Consider the following 18,531-nt stretch of genomic DNA (forward strand, 5'->3'; position numbering starts at 1 on the left):
GCCTGCTATTGGCCTTTTCCGCGCAGTCCCGCCAACCGGCCGTTCACCTCTTGGGCCGCACGGCGTAACGCGCTGGTGTCCGGGCCGCGGCGCAGCAGGTCTCGCGAGGACGCCGGAAGCAGGCCCGGCAGGCCTTCCCCGAAGACTGCCCGCAAATCCGCCTCAGTTGCCCCCTGCGCCCCGAAACCGGGCGCGAGCACCGGTCCGTTGAGCCGGCTCAGGTCGACTTCCCCAGGAGCCACAGTGGCCCCTACGACCACGCCGACGTCTCCGTACGGCTCAGCACCTGCGTTGTGGTCCGTAGCAGCGTCTACGACGCTCTGAGCGACCGTACGGCCGTCTTCGAGCCGCGCGCGCTGCAACGCGTTCGCTTCCGGGTTCGACGTGCGCGCAAGCACGAAGAGCCCGTTGCCCGCTTCGCGCGCCGCCGCAACAGCCGCGTCGAGCGCGCCGAAGCCGAGGTACGGCGACACCGTGGCCGCGTCGGCGGTGAAAGCCGCCTTCTCGGCCACGTACGCCGCCGTATAGGCCGCCATGGTCGAGCCGATGTCGCCGCGCTTCACGTCCAGCAGGACAAGCGCTCCGGCGTCGTGGGCGACGTCCACGACGCGTTCGAGCACCGCCACTCCGGCGGACCCGAACGCCTCGAAGAACGCCGACTGCGGCTTCACGATCGCCGCCACCTCGCCCAGCGCCTCCGCGGCGCTGAGCGCGAAGCGTTCGAGCCCGCTCGCGTCGAGCGGCAGGCCCCACGCCTCGATCAGGCCCGGATGCGGGTCGATCCCGGCGCACAGCGGCCCGCGCGCGGCCACCGCTTCGGCCAGCCGGGCCCCGAACCGCGCGGTCACGACGTCGCCTTCAAAGCCGCCTGGAGGTCCTGCAGGCTGCGCACGCCGATGTCGCCGCGGATAAGCGCTTCGATGCCGTGCACGGCCGCCGCGGCACCCTGAACCGTGGTGACGCACGGAATATCGCGCGACACCGCGGCAGTACGGATTTCGTAACCGTCCACGCGCGGCCCGCTGTTTCCGTACGGAGTGTTGATCACCATGTTGACCTCGCCGGCGAGGATCACGTCGACGATGTTCGGCTCGCCGGTGCCCGGGTCCGGCTCGGAGTGCTTGCGCACGACCGAACAGGCAACCCCGTTGCGCCGCAACACTTCCGCGGTGCCGGAGGTGGCGAGGATCTCGAAGCCGAGATCGGCCAGCCGCTTCACCGGGAAGACGAGCGAACGCTTGTCGCGGTTGGCGACGGACACGAAAACCCGGCCCGAAGTGGGAAGGGATCCGTAGGCGCCGCTCTGCGATTTCGCGAATGCTTTCCCGAAGGAGGTGTCGACGCCCATGACCTCGCCGGTGGATTTCATTTCCGGGCCGAGCAGGGAGTCGACGCCGTGTCCTTCCGGCGTGCGGAACCGGTGGAAGGGCAGCACGGCTTCCTTGACCGCGACCGGCGAATCGGCGGGCATCCGGCCGCCGTCGCCCTCGGCGGGCAGGACGCCGCTGGCGCGCAGGTCCTTGATCGTCGAACCGGTCATCACCAGCGCCGCGGCCTTGGCCAGCGGGACGGCGGTGGCCTTGGAGACGAACGGGACGGTGCGCGAGGCCCGCGGGTTGGCTTCCAGGACGTAGAGCACGTCGTCCTTGAGCGCGTACTGCACGTTCAGCAGGCCGCGGACGCCGACGCCGCGCGCGATCGCCTCGGTGGAGCGGCGGACCGCGTCGAGGTCCTGCGCGCCGAGGGTGATCGGCGGCAGGGCGCAGGAGGAGTCGCCGGAGTGGATCCCGGCCTCCTCGATGTGCTCCATGACGCCGCCGAGGTAGAGGTCCTCGCCGTCGAACAGCGCGTCGACGTCGATCTCGATGGCGTCGTCCAGGAACCGGTCCACCAGCACCGGGTGCTCAGGCGTGACCTCGGTGGCGCGGCGGATGTAGCCGGCGAGGGATTCCTCGTCGTAGACGATCTCCATGCCGCGCCCGCCGAGCACGTAGGACGGGCGGACCAGCACCGGGTAGCCGATCTCGTCGGCGATCCGCTTCGCGCCCTCGAACGAGGTCGCCGTGCCGTACTTCGGCGCGGGCAGCCCGGCCTCGGTCAGCACGTCGCCGAACGCGCCGCGGTCCTCGGCCAGGTCGATCGCCTCCGGCGGCGTCCCGACGACCGGCACCCCGGCGTCGGCCAGCCGCTGCGCGAGCCCGAGCGGGGTCTGCCCGCCCAGCTGCACGATCACCCCGGCGACGGTGCCGGACTGCTGCTCGGCGTGCACGACCTCGAGCACGTCCTCGAACGACAGCGGCTCGAAGTACAGCCGGTCGCTCGTGTCGTAGTCAGTGGACACGGTTTCCGGGTTGCAGTTGACCATCACGGCCTCGAACCCGGCCTCGCGCAACGCGATCGCCGCGTGCACGCAGGAGTAGTCGAATTCGATGCCCTGCCCGATCCGGTTCGGGCCGGAGCCGAGGATCAGCACCTTCGGCTTGTCGCCCTGTGCCGCGACCTCGGAAACCGCCGCGGGGTCGGTCTCGTAGGCCGAGTAGTGGTACGGGGTCTTCGCCGCGAACTCCGCCGCGCAGGTGTCGACCGTCTTGAACACCGGCCGCACCCCCAGCCGGTGCCGCAGCGCCCGCACGCCGTCCTCGCCCGCCAATTCGGGGCGCAGCGCGGCGATCTGCCGGTCCGACAGGCCGGTGCGCTTCGCCCGCCGCAGCAGGTCTCCGTCGAGCACCGGGGCGTCGCGGACCTCGGCGCCGACCTCGCCGATCAGCGCGATCTGGTCGATGAACCACGGGTCGATCCCGGACGCCTCGTGCACCTGTTCGACCGTCGCGCCGAGCCGCAGCGCCAGTTCCACCTCGTAGAGGCGGCCTTCGTGCGGCGTGCGCAGCGAGTCCAAAGTGGACTCGACAGTCGCGCCCTCGGGGTCGGGCAAGGTCCAGAACCCGGTCGCCTTCGTCTCGATCGACCGCATCGCCTTCCCGAGAGCTTCGGGGAAACTGCGGCCGAACGACATCGCTTCGCCGACGGATTTCATCGTCGTGGTCAGCGTCGGGTCCGCGCCGGGGAACTTCTCGAACGCGAACCGCGGCATCTTCACCACCACGTAGTCCAGCGTCGGCTCGAACGCCGCCGGGGTCTCGCCGGTGATGTCGTTGCGGATCTCGTCGAGGGTGTAGCCGATGGCCAGCTTCGCCGCGATCTTCGCGATCGGGAAACCCGTCGCCTTCGACGCCAAGGCACTGCTTCGCGACACCCGCGGGTTCATCTCGATCACGACCATCCGGCCGTCCTCGGGGTTGAACGCGAACTGGATGTTGCAGCCGCCGGTGTCCACGCCGACCTCGCGCAGCACCGCGATGCCGACGTCGCGCATCACCTGGAACTCGCGGTCGGTCAGCGTCATCGTCGGAGCCACGGTGACGGAGTCGCCGGTGTGCACGCCCATCGCGTCCACGTTCTCGATCGAGCACACGACCACGACGTTGTCGTGCTTGTCGCGCATCAGCTCGAGCTCGTACTCCTTCCAGCCGAGCACGCTCTCCTCGATGAGCACCTCGGTGACCGGAGACTCGGTGAGCCCGGTCGAGGCGAGCCGCTCCAGGTCCTCGGGCGTGTGCGCCATGCCGGAACCCAAGCCGCCCATGGTGAACGACGGCCGGATGACCACCGGCAGGCCGAGTTCCTCGACCGTGGAACGAACCTCGTCCATGTCGTGGCACACCCGGCTGCGCGGCACGTCCGCGCCGACCGTGCGCACGATGTCCTTGAACTTCTGCCGGTCCTCGCCGCGCTGGATGGCGTCGATGTCCGCGCCGATCAGCTCCACGCCGTACTTCTCCAGCACGCCGCGCTCGTGCAGCGCCACCGCGCAGTTCAGCGCGGTCTGCCCGCCCAGCGTCGCCAGGATCGCGTCCGGGCGCTCGGCGGCGATGACCTTCTCCACGAAGTCCGGCGTCACCGGCTCGATGTAGGTCGCGTCCGCGAACTCCGGGTCCGTCATGATCGTCGCCGGGTTCGAGTTCACCAGGGACACGCGCAGACCCTCGCTGCGCAGCACCCGGCAGGCCTGCGTGCCCGAGTAGTCGAACTCGGCCGCCTGCCCGATCACGATCGGCCCGGAGCCGATCACCAGCACGTGCTGGATGTCCGTCCTCTTCGGCATCAGGCCTTCTTCTCCATCAAGTCAACGAATTCGTCGAACAGCGGCGCGGCGTCGTGCGGACCCGCCGCCGCTTCGGGGTGGTACTGCACGGAAAACGCGGGCACGTCGAAAGCGCGCACGCCCTCGACCGTGTCGTCGTTCGGGCAGTAGTGGCTGATTTGCGCGGCCCCGTAAGGCGAATCGAAACGCTGGCCCGGTTCGCCTTCGAGGGCGAAGCCGTGGTTCTGCGCGGTGATCGCGACCCGGCCGGTCGCCACGTCGATCACCGGGATGTTGATCCCCCGGTGCCCGTAGCGCATCTTGTACGTGTCCAAACCCAGGGCGCGGCCGAGGATCTGGTTGCCGAAACAAATCCCGAACAGCGGAATCCGCTGCTCCAGAACGGTTTTCGTCAATGCCGTCGCGTGCGCGGTCGTCGCCGGGTCGCCGGGACCGTTGGACAGGAACACCCCGTCCGGCCCCAGCGCCAGCAACTCCTCCGCGCTCGTGCTCGACGGCAGCACATGCACCTCGATGCCCCGCTGCGTCATCAGCCGCGGCGTGTTCGACTTGATCCCCAAGTCCAGCGCCGCGACCCGGAACCGCCGTTCTCCTTGCGCCTCAACGACATACGGCTTGTCCGTGGAGACTTCGCCCGCGAGATCCGCGCCCTTCATCGGCGGGCTCGCCAGCACCTCCGCGACCATTTGCTCGTCGCTGCCCAGCGCGTCGCCGGAGAACACGCCCGCGCGCATCGCGCCCTGCTCGCGCAGATGCCGCGTCAAAGTCCGGGTGTCCACTTCGGAAATCCCGACCACGCCCTGGCGCACCAGCTCGTCGTCCAGCGTGCGCTTCGCCCGCCAACTCGACGGCGTGCGCGCCGGATCCCGCACCACGTAACCGGAAACCCAGATCCGGGCCGATTCGTCGTCCTCGTCGTTCCAGCCCGTGTTGCCGATCTGCGGCGCGGTCTGCACCACGATCTGCCGGTGGTACGACGGATCCGTCAGCGTTTCCTGGTACCCCGTCATGCCGGTGCAGAACACCGCCTCGCCGAGCGTCCGCCCGCGCGCGCCGTAGGCCGCGCCGCGGAACACCCGGCCGTCTTCGAGAACCAGGGCGGCGGGGCCGCGAGTGCCGGTGCTCACTGGGCACCTCCCTTGATGTCGTGATCGGTAAGTTCGTTGATCCACAGTGGATAGTCGTCGAGATCGTCGCCGCGGAACCCGGTGTCCAGCGCGACGTCGCCGAGCTGCCAGGTGATCACCAGCAGCACGTCGGTGCCGGTGACCTTCCCGGCGAGCCGCGAGTCCCGGCGGATCCCGGTGATCGAGGCGCGCGGGATCCAGAAGTCCGGCAGCCCGCCGCGTTCCACGGCCACCCCGTCCGGGTGCAGCCGCCAGACCGCGCCGGACCTCGGGCCCGCGCCCCGCGTGACGACGCGGTCCTGCCAGTTGCCCGCGGTCGTGGTGCCCACGTACACGCCGGCAGATTCCAGCTGGAACTCGCCGGGGTCGGCCGGGATCTCCGGGAACGGCGCGATCCGCGCGCTTTGCGAACGCGCCTTGCGCCGCCAGCCCGTCCACATGCCCCACAGGCACAGCAGGAAGAACGCGACGATCCCCAGCGTCAGCAGCAGCCGCTCCATCAGCAGATCTTCCCCTCGCGCGCGGTGATCCGCCCGCGCAGCAGGGTCGCCGTCACCACGCCGGGCAACCGCATTCCCTCGTACGGGGTGTTGGCGGCGATGCTGGCCAGTTCGGCCCCGCGCACGGTCCATTCGGCGTCCGGGTCGACGAGCGTCAGGTTCGCCGGTTCGCCCGCTTCGATCGGACGGCCGTGCCCGGCCAGGTTCCCGACCTCCGCGGGCCGCTCGCTCATCACGCGGGCGACGCCGCGCCAGTCGAGCAGACCGGTCTTGACCATCGTCTCGACGACCACCGACAGCGCGGTCTGCAGGCCGAGCATGCCCGGCCGGGCCGCGGCCCATTCGCTGTCCTTGTCCTGCGGGGCGTGCGGCGCGTGGTCGGTCGCGACGCAGTCCACGACGCCCTCGGCCAGCGCGGCGCGCAGCTTCTCCGCGTCGCCGCCGGTGCGCAGCGGCGGGTTGACCTTGTTGACCGGGTCGTAGGTCTCGAGCCGGTCGTCGGTGAGCAGCAGGTGGTGCGGCGTGACCTCGGCCGACACCTTGGTGCCGCGTTCCTTCGCCCAGCGCAGGACGTCGACCGTGCCCGCGGTGGAGACGTGGCAGACGTGCAGCCGCGCGTTCGCGTGCAGCGCCAGCAGGCAGTCGCGCGCGACGATCGACTCCTCCGCCGACGCCGGCCAGCCCGGGTAGCCCAGGCGCGACGCCTGCTCGCCCTCGTGCGCCTGCGCGCCGACGGTGAGCCGCGGCTCCTCGGCATGCTGGGCGATCACCGCGTCGAGCGCGGTCGAGTACTCCAGCGCGCGGCGCATCAGCAGCGGGTCCGCGACGCAGACGCCGTCGTCGGAGAAGACCCGCACCGCCGCGGTGCCCTTGGCCATCGTGCCCAGTTCGGCGAGCTTCTCGCCCTTGAGCCCGACGGTGACCGCGCCGACCGGGTGGACGTCGACCAGGCCGACTTCCTGCCCGCGCCGCCACACGTGGTCGGTGACGAGCGAGTTGTCGGCGACCGGATCGGTGTTGGCCATGGCGAACACGGCGGTGTAGCCGCCCAGCGCGGCGGCGGCGGAACCGCTGTCGATGGTCTCGGTGTCTTCGCGGCCCGGCTCGCGCAGGTGGGTGTGCAGGTCGACGAACCCGGGCAGCAGGATCTGACCCTTGGCGTCGAGCACCTCGGCGCCTTCGGGAACGTTCACCTCGCCGATGGCGGCGATGACGCCGTCCTCGATCAGGACGTCCACCGGCTCGCCCTCGCCGTACGGGCGGGCACCCTTGATCACGATGCTCACGCGGCAGCTCCTTCACTGGCCAGCAGGTGGTAGAGGACCGCCATGCGCACGTGGACGCCGTTGCGGACCTGTTCGGTAATGGCTGAGGAGGGGGAATCCGCGACTGCGGAGGAGATCTCCATGCCGCGCAGCATCGGGCCGGGGTGCAGCACGACGGCGTGCTCGGGCAGCAGCGCCTGGCGACGCTCCGAAAGCCCGTAGGAGATCGAATATTCGCGCGCCGACGGGAAGAACCCGCCGTGCATGCGCTCTGCTTGGACGCGCAGCATCATCACCGCATCGACCGCGGGCAGCTCGGCGTCAAGATCGTGCGACACCGTGACCGGCAGCTTCTCGACACCGACCGGCAGCAGCGTCGGCGGCGCGACGAGCACCACCTCCGCGCCGAGGGTGCTGAGCAGGTGGATGTTCGACCGCGCGACCCGGCTGTGCAGGACGTCGCCGACGATCGCGATCCGCCGGTCCTTCAACGAACCGAGGCGTTCGCGCAAGGTCGCCGCGTCGAGCAGCGCCTGGGTCGGGTGCTCGTGCGTGCCGTCGCCCGCGTTGACCACCGCGGTGCCCGGCCCGGCGAGCCAGCCCGACAGCCGGTGCGCGGCGCCCGAGGCGGGGTGCCGGATGATCACGCAGTCGGCGCCCGCTGCGGCCAGCGTGAGCGCGGTGTCCCGCAGCGATTCGCCCTTGTTCACCGAGGAGCTGGACGCCGAGACGTTGATCACGTCCGCGCTCATCCACTTCCCGGCGATCTCGAACGACACCCGGGTGCGCGTGGAGTTTTCGTAGAAGAGCGTGATGACGGTGCGACCGCGCAGCGTCGGCAGCTTCTTCACCTCGCGGCCGAGCAGCGTGTGCTTCAGCTCGTCGGCGGTGTCGAGCACGGCGGTCGCGGTGTCCGCGTCGAGACCGTCGGTGGCGAGCAGGTGCTTCACCGGGTTTCTCCTTCCGGCGCGCGCAGCAGCACCGCGTCCCGGCCGTCGGTTTCGGACAACAGCACGGAGACGCCCTCGGCGCGCGCGGTGGGCACGTTCTTGCCGACGTAGTCGGCGCGGATCGGCAGCTCGCGGTGGCCGCGGTCGACGAGCACAGCGAGCTGGACGGCACGCGGGCGGCCGTGGTCGCGCAAGGCGTCGAGGGCGGCGCGGATGGTGCGGCCGGAGAACAGGACGTCGTCGACGAGGATGACGACCCGGTTGTCGATCCCGCCCGGCGGCAGCTGCGTCTGCTCGAGAGCACGCGGCGGGCGGCGGCGGAGATCGTCGCGGTAGAGGGTGACGTCGAGGGCGCCGTGCGGCGGCGCGACCCCGGCGAACTCGCCGATCTTCTCGGCGAGGCGCGCGGCCAGCGGAGTGCCGCGCGTGGGGATGCCGAGCAGCACCGGGTACTGCTCCGGCGGACCGGCTCCGAGAGCGGTCTTCTCGATGACCTGGTGGGCCATCCTCGCGATCGTGCGCGCGACATCACCGGCGGACAGCAGCTCGCGCTCCCCCGCCGGCTCCGCCGCGCCACGCGGACGTGACGACAAGGCGGACCTCCTTCCCCGCCTCTCTGGACGGGTCCTTAAAGGACGTCGGCAACCGGCTGCTGCCGGAAACCGCACCGACAGTAGCAGGACCGGTCAATCAGTCTTCCGGGTGGTACGCGCACGGCCGCCACCTGCACGGACCGACCTTCTGCTTGACCTGGTGACAACTATGCGTAACCATTACTCTGAGTATTCGACTCGAGGAGTCCCCGGCCCGGTCCTCCCGGCCGGCGCGGGGTGAGGAAACGGAGAACCACCAGATGGGCGATTACGCCAAGGCGCTCGGGGCCAAGCTCCGCGGGATCCGCCAGCAGCAAGGCCTGTCCCTGCACGGGGTCGAGCAGAAGTCCGGCGGCCGCTGGAAGGCCGTCGTGGTCGGCTCGTACGAGCGCGGCGACCGGGCGGTCACCGTCCAGAAGCTGGCCGAACTGGCGGACTTCTACGGCGTCCCGGTGGTCGAACTGCTGCCGGAGGGCCGCGTCCCGTCCGGGGCCGAGCCCGCCACGAAGATCGTGATCAACCTGGAGCGGCTCCAGCAGCTGCCCGCGGAGAAGGTCGGCCCGCTCGCCCGGTACGCGGCCACCATCCAGAGCCAGCGCGGCGACTACAACGGCAAGGTGCTCTCCATCCGCACCGAGGACCTGCGCTCGCTCGCCATCATCTACGACATGACCCCCGGCGAGCTCACCGAGCAGCTCATCGACTGGGGCGTCCTCCCGCCGGAAGCCCGGCCGTCCAAAGAGGACTGAGGACAGATGGCGGCAACGGCCGTGCACGACGCGGCGGGCTTCCCGCGCCCGGGGAACCGGGAACGCCCGCCGCGCTTCGGGTGAGGCTCCAGCCGCCGAGGTGCTGGTTTTTTTCCGCCGCAGCGCAGGCGCCGGGTCGATCTCGCCCGCGGTCGCGCTGACGTGCTCTTTTGCCGTGCGGCGAAGCTCCGGTGAACCGGCCTGAATTTCCCGCGTTTCCCGCCGGGAATCGGCTTCAGCCGGATTTTCGCGCATTTCCCGCTCCGAGCCGCGGTGCCGCCGGGGACCGTTTCCTCTCCCCGGCCGCTCCCCGCTCCGGAGTTCTGCGGGCGGGTGTATTCGCTGACCTGGCTTGAGGATTCGCTCGGGCGTTTCCGGATGTCAGCCCGCAAGCAGCTTGCCCTGCCCGGGTTGAAGGCACGCGCCGAACGCATCCCGCTTCCGGACGCCAACCCCGAACCCCCAGCGTCAAAGCAGTTCGCCCTGCCAGCTTGAAGGCACGCGCCGAACGTTTCCGGATGCCAGCCCGAAACTTCCAGCGGTGAGCTGCCCGGCTTGCAGATACGCGCCGAACGCTCCCCGCCAGCCCGAAACTTCCGGCACCAGGCACTTCCCCAGCCCGGCCGCGGTCCTCCGCACCGAGCGTTTCCCCGCTCCCAGCCGGTTTTCCGCGCCGGGCAAGCTCCTCAACGCCAGGCCGCGTCCGTTCTCAGCGCTTTCCGCCCAGAACATTCTCCGGCCCGGCCTCAACTTCGCTTTCGCCGCTCAGCCGCGGAAAAAGCATTGCCGCGCCGCGGTTTCCCCAGATTCGCCACGACCGCCGCCCCGCCGTTCCGGCTCTCACTGCGCCGAGGTTCCGCTCCGCCGGACTGCTCACTCACCGCAGCGAGCCCGGAAGACCCTCGCCCGGAATTCACCGGATCGCCGCCGAACCGAGCGGGCCAGCGCGCCGCGAATGGCGCCCGCCGACCGGTTCTGATTCCGCTCGGTGATCAATTTTCTCCCGAGCGCCCCCCGCGCCGGCCGACGAGGCCCGGCCGTGACCCGATCAGGCAGCGGCCATTCAGGTGGCGCTTTCCCCCAGCCGGGTTACCTCTGACTACCGGACCGCCGGGACTACAGAATCGCGCGCAGGCGGTCGGCGATCGTGCCGATGCGGCCGAGCACGCCGTTGATGAACCGCGGCGAATCGTCCGTCGAAAGTTCCTTCGCGAGGCCGACCGCTTCGTCGATCGCGACCGCGTCGGGGACGTCCGCCGACCACAGCATCTCGTACACGCCGACGCGCAGGACGGCCAAGTCGACCGGCGGCATCCGCTCGAGAGTCCAGCCCTGCGAGTGCTCCGCCAGCAGTTCGTCGATCCGCTCGCGGTTCGCCGTGACGCCCTCCACGACGGTGATCGTGTAGTCCGCGACCGGGTCGACCTCGACCGCGCCGACCCGGTCGGCCAGCAGCGTGACCGGGTCGGCGGACCGCTGGGCGGCCTCGTACATCATCTCGACCGCGCGCCTGCGGGCCTGGCGCCTGCTGATCGCGCCGCCGCGGTTCGGGTGCGGGGGAAGCTTGTCCGCCATCAGCTGGAGACGCGGCCGAGGTAACGGCCGTCGCGGGTGTCGACCTTGATCTTCTCGCCGGTCGAGAGGAACAGCGGGACCTGGATCTCCGCGCCGGTCTCGAGCGTCGCCGGCTTGGTGCCGCCGGTGGAGCGGTCGCCCTGCAGGCCGGGGTCGGTGTGCTGGATGACGATCTCGACGGAGGTCGGCAGCTCGACGTACAGCGGCTCGTTCTCGTGCACCGCGACCTGGACCTCGGTGTTCTCGAGCATGTAGTTCGCGTTGTCGCCGACGGTCTCGGCGGGCACGGTGATCTGGTCGTAGGTGTCGCCGTCCATGAAGACGAAGTCCGCGCCGTCCTTGTACAGGTACGTCATGTTCCGGCGGTCCACCGTGGCCGTCTCGACCTTCGTGCCCGCGTTGAAGGTCTTGTCGACGACCTTGCCGGTCAGCACGTGCTTGAGGGTGGTGCGCACGAACGCGCCGCCCTTGCCCGGCTTGACGTGCTGGAACGCGGTGACGCTCCACAGCTGGCCGTCCAGGTTGAGGACGAGTCCGTTCTTCAGGTCGTTGGTGGTGGCCACGAGTCTTCAGGTCTCCTGTGTTCGATCTCTTCGGCCGCGGCCGTCAGACGGCCACGAGGTCCTTGGTGCTCAGGGTGAGGAGTTCGGGTCCGGAGTCCCGCACGACGAGCGTGTCCTCGATGCGCACGCCACCGCGCCCCGCGAGGTACACGCCGGGCTCGACGGTGACCGCCATACCGGCGGACAGTGTACCGACGCCCGCCGCGGCGAGACTCGGTGCCTCATGCACTTCCAGCCCGACGCCGTGGCCGAGACCGTGCGCGAACTGCTCGCCGTACCCGGCACCGGCGATCACCGACCGGGCCGCGGCGTCCACTTCGGACACCACAGCGCCGGGGAGGACCGCCTCGCAGCCCGCCGCCTGCGCCCGGTGCACCAGGTCGTAGATCTCGCGCTGCCAGTCCGCGGGCTCGCCGATGACGACCATGCGGGTCATGTCCGAGTGGTAGCCGTCGACCGTGGCGCCGAAGTCGAACTTGACGAAGTCGCCGCGGCTCAGCTCGGCCCCGGTCGGGCGGTGGTGCGGGATCGCCGAATTCGGCCCGGCGGCGACGATGGATTCGAACGAGATCCCGGACGAACCGTGCTCCAGCATTCGGTTCTCCAGGTCGCGGGCCACTTCCAGCTCGGTCCGGCCCGGCCGGACTCCCCCGGCCTCGATCAGGTCGGCCAGCGCGCGGTCGGCGGCGGCGCACGCGGCGCGCAGGGCGGCGATCTCGACCTCGTCCTTGACCGCCCGCAGCTGCTCGGTCAGCCCTGGCGTGCGGATCAGCTCGACGCGGTCGAAGGGCACCTTGAGGTTCTCGTGCTCCTCGACGCTCACGTGCTGGCTCTCGAACCCGGTCCGGCCGTAGTCCGAGAGGCGGCTCCCCGCGTGGGCCGCGAGCGCGCGGGCGCTGGCGCGGTCGAGCACGCGTTCCAGGTCGGGCACCTCCGACGCCGACTGGGTCGTGTAGCGCCCGTCGGTGCAGAACAGGGTCTTCGCGTCGCCGCCGGCGTGCAGCAGCAGCGCGGCGTTCGACCCGGTGAACCCGGTCAGGTAGCGGATGTTGAGCAGATCGGTGACCAGCAGCGCGTCGACCCCGTTCTCGTGGAGCAGGGCGGCGAGCGAGGCACGGCGGTGAGCGTGGATTTCCGGCACCCGGCCAGCTTAACCAGCGGCTTCCGGGCTTCGCTTCGGCCGCGGTTCGAGGACGGCCTACTGGCGGTTAACTTCGGCGCGCCTACACTCCGTCCATGCTGGGTGCCTGGTTGACGCGCGGGCTGGTCATGGCGGTCGTGCACGCCGCCGCGATGACGCTGCTCGCCAAGTGGTCCGTGTTCCACCCGACCGGCCAGACGCTGTTCACGTCGCTCACCATCGCCGTACTGGTCGGCCTGGCGGCGCTGTGGAGCGCGATCGACGGCTGGCGCGGCCTGCGCGACAGAGGGCGCGCGTGGTTCATCGCCGCCCTGGTCGCGGGCGTGGTCTCGGGCATCCTGTACGTGATCGGGCGGGCGATTTTCGTCGACCAGACCGGGGTTTCCGAGCTGGGAGCCGCGCTCACCGGCGGGGCGGCGTTCTCCGCGCTGCTCGTGCTGGTGCCCGCCGGGCTGGGATTGTTCGTCGGCGGCCGGATCCGGCGTCCGGCGTCTTCCGACGAAGATGACTCGTCCGGATCCGTCCCGGAGCCGGACGACGAGGACGAAGACGGCACCGGCAGCCGCTCCGGCGAACTCGAACTCCCGCCGAGCCCGACCCCGCGCGCCCCGAAGCCTTCGCCGGTCAGCCGCCCAGCGGCAAACCGCGCGCGGCGCCGTCCCACTGTTGCGGGTCGATCTCCTGCACCCCGGAACCGTTGAGCGACACGATCGTCGTGTCCGGCAGGCCGTAAAGCTGGCCGTCGAGCACCATGCCGTAGCCGCGGCCGTACGAGTGCACGACGGTCGCCCCGGAGCGCAGACGGGTCTTCACCGGCACTTCCGGCACCTGCGGGAGCGGCCGGTCGACCAGCTCCCCGGCGAGCACCGAGGCGACTGAACGACGGTCGATGCGGATGCGTTCGCCGCGCCGGTAGAGGTCGATCATGCGGTCCGGCGACGGCATCGCGACGCCGTCGAAGGTCGCGGTGCTGCGCGACGAGGTCGAACAGCCGCCCGCGCCCTTCACGTCGAGCCCGAAATGCTTCAGCCCGGTCGGCGCGCCCGCTGGCCCGATCTCCGTGGCTCGCACGACATCCAGCGAGACCAGATCGCACGGATCGCTGACCGACGTCGGCGCGTGCCCGTCGGGACGGCGGACGAGGCCGGGGCCTTCCTTCCACGCGCCCGGGATCACGACCGGTTTGTACGGCTGCATCGTGAAATCGCGGTCCCAGAAAGTGATCGTGGTTCCGTCGGCGGTCTCGTGCGCGATGGCGAAGGCGTCGAGCGCGCCGACCCACTCCAGGTCCACGCTGAACGCGTCGACCACCGAACGGGTCCGCGGCGCGGCAGTCGTCGCGGTGGGCTCGAATCCCTTCTCCCCCAACGCTTCCACGCCTTCGCGGAACGCCGGGTCGTGCGCCCGGATCACGAACTGGCCCGCCCCGTTCCAGCCCGCCGCGCGGCCGGTGGTGTCGGTGAACATCAGGTAGTACCAGCCGTCGAGGAAGACCACCGAGGGCTGGCCGGCGCCGTAGACGTTGGCGCGGTGGACGTCGTGGGACGCCCCGAGGATCGGTTTGCCGCCGTTCGAACGGGTCCAGTGGATGCCGTCCGGGCTCGTGGCCATGCCGATCGCGTTGCCGAGCGCGTGATCGCCGGCGGCGCCGGTGTAGTACAGGAAGTACGTGCCGCCGACGCGCAGCACCGACGGGTCGCAGGTGTGCATGCCGTCGAAGTTGCCGGGCGCGCCGGACAGGACCGCGGGCGGCGGGGTCCCACCCGGTCCGGTGAAGGGTCCGTCGGCCGAGGGACCCTCGGCGTAGAGGATGTCGTCGCCCGGCGGCGGAGCGCTGCTGTACTGGCTGCACCACCAGATCCGGGTGCGGCCGTTCTCGACCATCACGGTGGGGCCGTAGTTGTAGGACGCGTCCACGGCCCCGGCGGCGACCACGCCCCCGCTCGCGCGACTGGCTCCCGCGGTGAGCGCAACGTCCGCCGCACGAGGCGGATCCTTGGGGGCTTGCGGTGCGCCGCCCGCGATGCCGCCGTGGTCGGTGCCCTCGGCTTGCGGCTGGGCCATCGTCTGGCTGCACCCGGAAACAAGAGATCCGGCGATCAGCAGCGAGAGCAGCTGACGCACGGGTCGCCGACCCCCACGACGAAACGGGTGCATGATCGCCGAGTGTAGCGACAGCGGCACCGGATGGGTGAACCACGTCGAGCATCGGCCGGTCAGGCGGCGGGTTTACCGGGGGCTTGCTTCGCGGTGCCTGCGGTGGTTCGGCCGTCCGCCCTCGCGACTGGCGATCGCACCGGTCGGGAGGGCGGAAAGCGCGCTGTGGTGCCGAAAACGCCCGTCCACGGCCTGGCAAGCGCGAGTCTTGCTGTTTCGGTGCCAGGTCAGGCCGGGTGCGCGGCGATCCGACGCAGCGCGAGCGGGTAACTGCCCGTCCTGAGACCGGCGAACACACCAGTCGACGATGTCGGAAAGCGCGCCGTGCCGCCGAAATCGCCCGGCTGGCGGCGAGCTTGCCTTCCGAGCACCAGGTCAGGACGGATGCGCGGCAACCCAGCGCAACGCGAGCGCGTAACCGTCCACCCCGAGACCGACGATCACCCCGGTCGCGACGTCCGAAAGCACGCTGTGGTGCCGGAATTCCTCGCGCTTGTGCACGTTGCTGATGTGCAGCTCGATCAGCGGAGCGGTGAGCTGGGCGGCGGCGTCGCGGACGGCGATCGAGTAGTGCGTCCACGCTCCGGCGTTCAGCACGACCGGCGCGCCCGCGTCGGCGGCCTCGTGCAGCCAGCCGACCATCTCGCCCTCGTGGTCGGTCTGCCGCACCTCGACGTCGAGGCCCAGTTCCCGGCCGGTCGCGACGCACAGTTGCGCGAGGTCGTCGTGCGTAGTCGAGCCGTAGACGGCCGGTTCGCGTTTGCCAAGGCGGCCGAGGTTGGGGCCGTTGAACACGAACGTTTTCACAGCAGCACGCTCCCGCCGTTTTCCGGGGCCTCGGCCGCGATCGCCGAGTACGCGGCGGCGAGCAGGGACGGGTCCGGGCCTTCCAGCCTGCCGGGTTTGCCCAGCCCGTCGAGGACGACGAAGCGCAGTACGCCGGAGCGGGTTTTCTTGTCGCCCTTCATGCTTTCCATCAGCTGCCCGAGCGCGTCCGCGTCGTACTTGGTGGGCAGGCCGATCAGTTCGAGGACGGAGGCGTGCCGGTCGGCGGTGGCGTCGTCGAGGCGGCCGGCGAGACGGGCCAACTCCGCGGCGAACACCAGGCCGACGCTGACCGCCGCGCCGTGGCGCCAGCGGTAGCGCTCGCGGCGTTCGATGGCGTGGCCGAGGGTGTGGCCGTAGTTGAGGATCTCGCGCAGGTCCGACTCGCGCAGGTCGGCCGCGACGACGTCGGCCTTCACCTGGATCGAGCGGCGGACCAGCTCGGCGAGCACGTCGCCCGCCGGGTCGAGCGCTTGTGCCGGATCGGCCTCGATCAGCTCGAGGATCCGGGGGTCGGCGATGAAGCCGGTCTTGACGATCTCGGCCATTCCGGCGACGAGTTCGTTGCGCGGCAAGGATTCCAGCGTCGCGAGGTCGACCAGGACGGCGGAGGGCTCGTGGAAGACGCCGACGAGGTTCTTGCCCGCTTCGGTGTTGATCCCGGTCTTCCCGCCGACCGCCGCGTCGACCATGCCGAGCAGCGTCGTCGGCACGTTCACCAGCCGGACGCCGCGCATCCAGGTGCCCGCGACGAACCCGGCGAGGTCGGTGACCGCCCCGCCGCCGAGCGCGACGACCACGCCGCGCCGGTCCAGGCCGATCCGGCCGAGGACTTCCCAGCAGAAACTGGCGACGGAGAACGCTTTGCCGTCCTCCGCGTCGGGAATCTCGACGCGGTGCGCGTCGAGCCCGGCCGCGGCCAGCTCGTCGCGGACGGCCTCGGCGGTGGCGGTGAGCGTCGGCGGGTGGATCAGCGCGACCTTCGACGCGTCGGCGAGCTGCTCGGTGAGTTCGCCGAGCAGGCCGCGGCCCACGAGCACGTCGTACGGCTGCGCGGTGGCGACCCGGATCCGGACGGGCTGGGTGGCGGACACGGTTCTCCTCACTGCTCCCGGACCCGGCGGTCCTGGAGCGGGGTTTGCGGTCCGTGAGGGGAACCCTCAGGGACTCAGAGTTCCTGAGGGTTCCCCTCACGGACTTGAGCGGGCGCGGGCGGCCGGTCGGGTTCGAGGGCGGCGACAGCGGCCGCGACGACCTCTTCGGGCGTCCGCTTGTCGGTCTCGATCTCGACGGTCGCCACCTCGCGGTACACCGGCAGCCGCTGGTCGAGCAGGGCTTTGAAGGTCGCGCGCGGGTTGATGCCCGCGAGCAGCGGGCGGGCGCTGGACATCCCGGTGCGCTGGACGCCGGCGGCGAGCCCGACGTTCAGGAAGATCACCGTGTGGTCCTGAAGCCGCTCCCGGGTGCCCGGGGTGAGCGGGGCGCCGCCGCCGAGGGAGAGCACGCCGTCGTGTTCGGCGAGTGCCGTGGCGACCGCTTCCGCCTCGATCGCACGGAACGCGGGTTCGCCGTCGTCGGCGAAGATGTCCGAGATGGCGCGTCCGGCGCGGGCGACGATGTCGTCGTCGGTGTCGCGGAAGGTCACGCCGAGCGCGGCGGCCAGCAGCGGGCCGACCGTGCTCTTGCCGGAGCCCGGCGGTCCGACGACGACCGCGCGCGGGCTCACCAGCGCTCCTCGAGCGCCTTCAGGTACGCCTGCGCGTTGCGCCGGGTCTCGGCCAGCGAGTCGCCGCCGAACTTCTCCAGCGCCGCGTCCGCGACGACCAGCGCCACGACCGACTCCAGCACCACGCCGGCGCGCGGCACCGCGCACACGTCGGAGCGCTGGTGGATCGCCACGGCCGGCTCGCCGGTCCGGACGTCCACTGTGGACAGTGCCTTGGGCACGGTCGAGATCGGCTTCATCGCGACGCGCACCCGCAGCGGTTCGCCGTTGGTGATGCCGCCTTCGAGCCCGCCCGCGCGGTTCGACCGGCGCGTGACGCCGACCGGCCCGGTGCCGCGGTCGATCTCGTCGTGCGCCTGGCTGCCCCAGCGGCGGGCGGTGGTGAAGCCGTCGCCGACCTCGACGCCCTTCATCGCCTGGACGCCCATCAGCGCGCCGGCGAGCCGCGCGTCGAGACGCCGGTCCCAGTGCACGTGCGAGCCGAGGCCCGGCGGCAGGCCGTAGACGATCACCTCGATCACGCCGCCGACGGTGTCGCCGGCCTTCCGCACCGCGTCGACCTCGGCGACCATCGCCTCGGTCCCCTCGGCCGAGAACGCCCGCACCGGGCTCTCGTCGATCGCCGCGAGGTCGCCCGGCTGCGGAAGCGGGCCGTCGGGCGCGTCGGCGCCGCCGATCGAGACGACATGGCTCAGCACCTCGGCCCCGAGCAGCTGCCGCAGGAAGTTCCGCGCGACGGTGCCGAGCGCGGTCCGCGAAGCCGTCTCGCGGGCGCTGGCGCGCTCCAGAACGGGACGGGCCTCGTCGAAGCCGTACTTCTGCATGCCGGGCAGGTCGGCGTGCCCCGGGCGGGGACGGGTCAGCGGCTCGTTGCGGGCGAGCCCGGCGAGCTCGGCCTCGTCGACCGGATCGGCCGCCATGACCTTCTCCCACTTGGGCCACTCGGCGTTCTCGATCTGGACGGCGATCGGGCCGCCCTGGCTGACCCCGTGGCGGACCCCGCCGAGGAACTGGACCTGGTCGGTCTCGAAGCCCATCCGCGGGCTGCGGCCGAACCCGAGCCGGCGCCGCGCGAGCTGCGCGGAGAGGTCCGAGGTCGTCACCTCCACCCCGGCAGGCAGCCCCTCGAGCACAGCGGCGAGGGCGGGTCCGTGCGATTCTCCAGCGGTGATCCAGCGCAGCACCGGACAATCCTGTC

At 71.1% G+C, this 18,531-nt stretch carries 17 protein-coding genes; 2 read left to right on the forward strand and 15 right to left on the reverse strand.

Translation table 11 applies throughout. The features are described 5' to 3' along the window. Window positions 1–5 precede the first annotated feature (5 nt). The 7 genes from pyrF to pyrR are packed head-to-tail and all read right to left on the reverse strand — an operon-like array spanning window position 6 to window position 8,597. Window positions 6–848 carry an orotidine-5'-phosphate decarboxylase gene (pyrF, locus tag ACZ7OI_RS34820; protein WP_470268325.1) on the reverse strand — a complete coding sequence of 281 codons (843 nt, stop codon included), beginning with the start codon at window positions 846–848 and terminating at the stop codon, window positions 6–8. Beyond that, window positions 845–4,162 carry a carbamoyl-phosphate synthase large subunit gene (gene carB / locus ACZ7OI_RS34825; protein WP_470268326.1) on the reverse strand — a complete coding sequence of 1,106 codons (3,318 nt, stop codon included), beginning with the start codon at window positions 4,160–4,162 and terminating at the stop codon, window positions 845–847. The genes pyrF and carB overlap by 4 nt, the downstream gene beginning before the upstream one ends. Beyond that, window positions 4,162–5,289 (reverse strand): glutamine-hydrolyzing carbamoyl-phosphate synthase small subunit, encoded by a 1,128-nt coding sequence (gene carA, locus ACZ7OI_RS34830; protein ID WP_470268327.1) that lies wholly within the window; start codon window positions 5,287–5,289, stop codon window positions 4,162–4,164. Before carA ends, carB begins: the two co-directional genes overlap by 1 nt. Next, complete coding sequence (locus ACZ7OI_RS34835; protein WP_470268328.1) at window positions 5,286–5,789, reverse strand: PH-like domain-containing protein; 504 nt, start codon at window positions 5,787–5,789, stop codon at window positions 5,286–5,288. Before ACZ7OI_RS34835 ends, carA begins: the two co-directional genes overlap by 4 nt. Beyond that, window positions 5,789–7,075: a dihydroorotase gene (locus tag ACZ7OI_RS34840; protein WP_470268329.1), complete on the reverse strand. Its 1,287-nt coding sequence runs from the start codon at window positions 7,073–7,075 to the stop codon at window positions 5,789–5,791. The genes ACZ7OI_RS34835 and ACZ7OI_RS34840 overlap by 1 nt, the downstream gene beginning before the upstream one ends. After that, entirely contained in the window at window positions 7,072–8,004 is a 933-nt protein-coding gene (locus ACZ7OI_RS34845) for an aspartate carbamoyltransferase catalytic subunit (RefSeq protein WP_470268330.1), read from the reverse strand. Before ACZ7OI_RS34845 ends, ACZ7OI_RS34840 begins: the two co-directional genes overlap by 4 nt. Continuing rightward, window positions 8,001–8,597, reverse strand: coding sequence for a bifunctional pyr operon transcriptional regulator/uracil phosphoribosyltransferase PyrR (pyrR, locus tag ACZ7OI_RS34850; RefSeq protein WP_470268331.1), 597 nt, complete (start codon window positions 8,595–8,597; stop codon window positions 8,001–8,003). Before pyrR ends, ACZ7OI_RS34845 begins: the two co-directional genes overlap by 4 nt. Window positions 8,598–8,857: 260 nt before the next feature. Here pyrR and bldD point away from each other — a divergent pair, with 260 nt between their 5' ends. Next, window positions 8,858–9,346 carry a transcriptional regulator BldD gene (bldD, locus tag ACZ7OI_RS34855; RefSeq protein ID WP_003096372.1) on the forward strand — a complete coding sequence of 163 codons (489 nt, stop codon included), beginning with the start codon at window positions 8,858–8,860 and terminating at the stop codon, window positions 9,344–9,346. Between the two features lie 1,116 nt (window positions 9,347–10,462). On the opposite strand, the gene nusB is transcribed toward bldD, so the two are convergent. Genes nusB through ACZ7OI_RS34870 form a run of 3 tightly spaced genes read right to left on the reverse strand, consistent with a single transcriptional unit; the run spans window position 10,463 to window position 12,625 of the window. Further along, the gene (nusB, locus tag ACZ7OI_RS34860; protein WP_470268332.1) at window positions 10,463–10,921 is read right to left on the reverse strand and encodes a transcription antitermination factor NusB; all 459 of its coding nucleotides are present in this window, start codon (window positions 10,919–10,921) and stop codon (window positions 10,463–10,465) included. After that, window positions 10,921–11,484, reverse strand: coding sequence for an elongation factor P (gene efp, locus ACZ7OI_RS34865; protein ID WP_370938777.1), 564 nt, complete (start codon window positions 11,482–11,484; stop codon window positions 10,921–10,923). Before efp ends, nusB begins: the two co-directional genes overlap by 1 nt. A 43-nt stretch (window positions 11,485–11,527) precedes the next feature. Next, the gene (locus tag ACZ7OI_RS34870; RefSeq protein WP_470268333.1) at window positions 11,528–12,625 is read right to left on the reverse strand and encodes a M24 family metallopeptidase; all 1,098 of its coding nucleotides are present in this window, start codon (window positions 12,623–12,625) and stop codon (window positions 11,528–11,530) included. Between the two features lie 95 nt (window positions 12,626–12,720). On the opposite strand from ACZ7OI_RS34870, the gene ACZ7OI_RS34875 reads away from it, so the two are divergent. Next, window positions 12,721–13,326 (forward strand): B-4DMT family transporter, encoded by a 606-nt coding sequence (locus ACZ7OI_RS34875; protein ID WP_470268334.1) that lies wholly within the window; start codon window positions 12,721–12,723, stop codon window positions 13,324–13,326. On the opposite strand, the gene ACZ7OI_RS34880 is transcribed toward ACZ7OI_RS34875, so the two are convergent. The 5 genes from ACZ7OI_RS34880 to aroC all read right to left on the reverse strand — a co-directional run bounded on the left by ACZ7OI_RS34880 (window position 13,250) and on the right by aroC (window position 18,517). Next, on the reverse strand, window positions 13,250–14,740 hold the full coding sequence (locus tag ACZ7OI_RS34880; protein WP_470268376.1) for a glycoside hydrolase family protein: 1,491 nt from the start codon (window positions 14,738–14,740) through the stop codon (window positions 13,250–13,252). The genes ACZ7OI_RS34875 and ACZ7OI_RS34880 overlap by 77 nt on opposite strands. Before the next feature lie 417 nt (window positions 14,741–15,157). Continuing rightward, window positions 15,158–15,589 (reverse strand): type II 3-dehydroquinate dehydratase, encoded by a 432-nt coding sequence (gene aroQ, locus ACZ7OI_RS34885; RefSeq protein WP_470268335.1) that lies wholly within the window; start codon window positions 15,587–15,589, stop codon window positions 15,158–15,160. Continuing rightward, window positions 15,586–16,701, reverse strand: coding sequence for a 3-dehydroquinate synthase (gene aroB, locus ACZ7OI_RS34890; protein WP_470268336.1), 1,116 nt, complete (start codon window positions 16,699–16,701; stop codon window positions 15,586–15,588). The genes aroQ and aroB overlap by 4 nt, the downstream gene beginning before the upstream one ends. Before the next feature lie 74 nt (window positions 16,702–16,775). Further along, window positions 16,776–17,333, reverse strand: coding sequence for a shikimate kinase (locus tag ACZ7OI_RS34895; RefSeq protein ID WP_470268337.1), 558 nt, complete (start codon window positions 17,331–17,333; stop codon window positions 16,776–16,778). Further along, a complete protein-coding gene (gene aroC, locus ACZ7OI_RS34900; protein ID WP_452079421.1) occupies window positions 17,330–18,517 on the reverse strand; it encodes a chorismate synthase in 1,188 nt (395 codons plus the stop codon). Before aroC ends, ACZ7OI_RS34895 begins: the two co-directional genes overlap by 4 nt. Window positions 18,518–18,531: the final 14 nt, after the last annotated feature.

It is taken from the genome of Amycolatopsis sp. NPDC114503, from assembly GCF_055633655.1.

Bases quoted from the DNA above. Each gene is read 5' to 3' on its own strand.
- carB (WP_470268326.1), bottom strand. From the start codon at position 4,162: ATGCCGAAGAGGACGGACATCCAGCACGTGCTGGTGATCGGCTCCGGG.
- ACZ7OI_RS34835 (WP_470268328.1), bottom strand. From the start codon at position 5,789: ATGGAGCGGCTGCTGCTGACGCTGGGGATCGTCGCGTTCTTCCTGCTG.
- bldD (WP_003096372.1), top strand. From the start codon at position 8,858: ATGGGCGATTACGCCAAGGCGCTCGGGGCCAAGCTCCGCGGGATCCGC.
- nusB (WP_470268332.1), bottom strand. From the start codon at position 10,921: ATGGCGGACAAGCTTCCCCCGCACCCGAACCGCGGCGGCGCGATCAGC.
- ACZ7OI_RS34875 (WP_470268334.1), top strand. From the start codon at position 12,721: ATGCTGGGTGCCTGGTTGACGCGCGGGCTGGTCATGGCGGTCGTGCAC.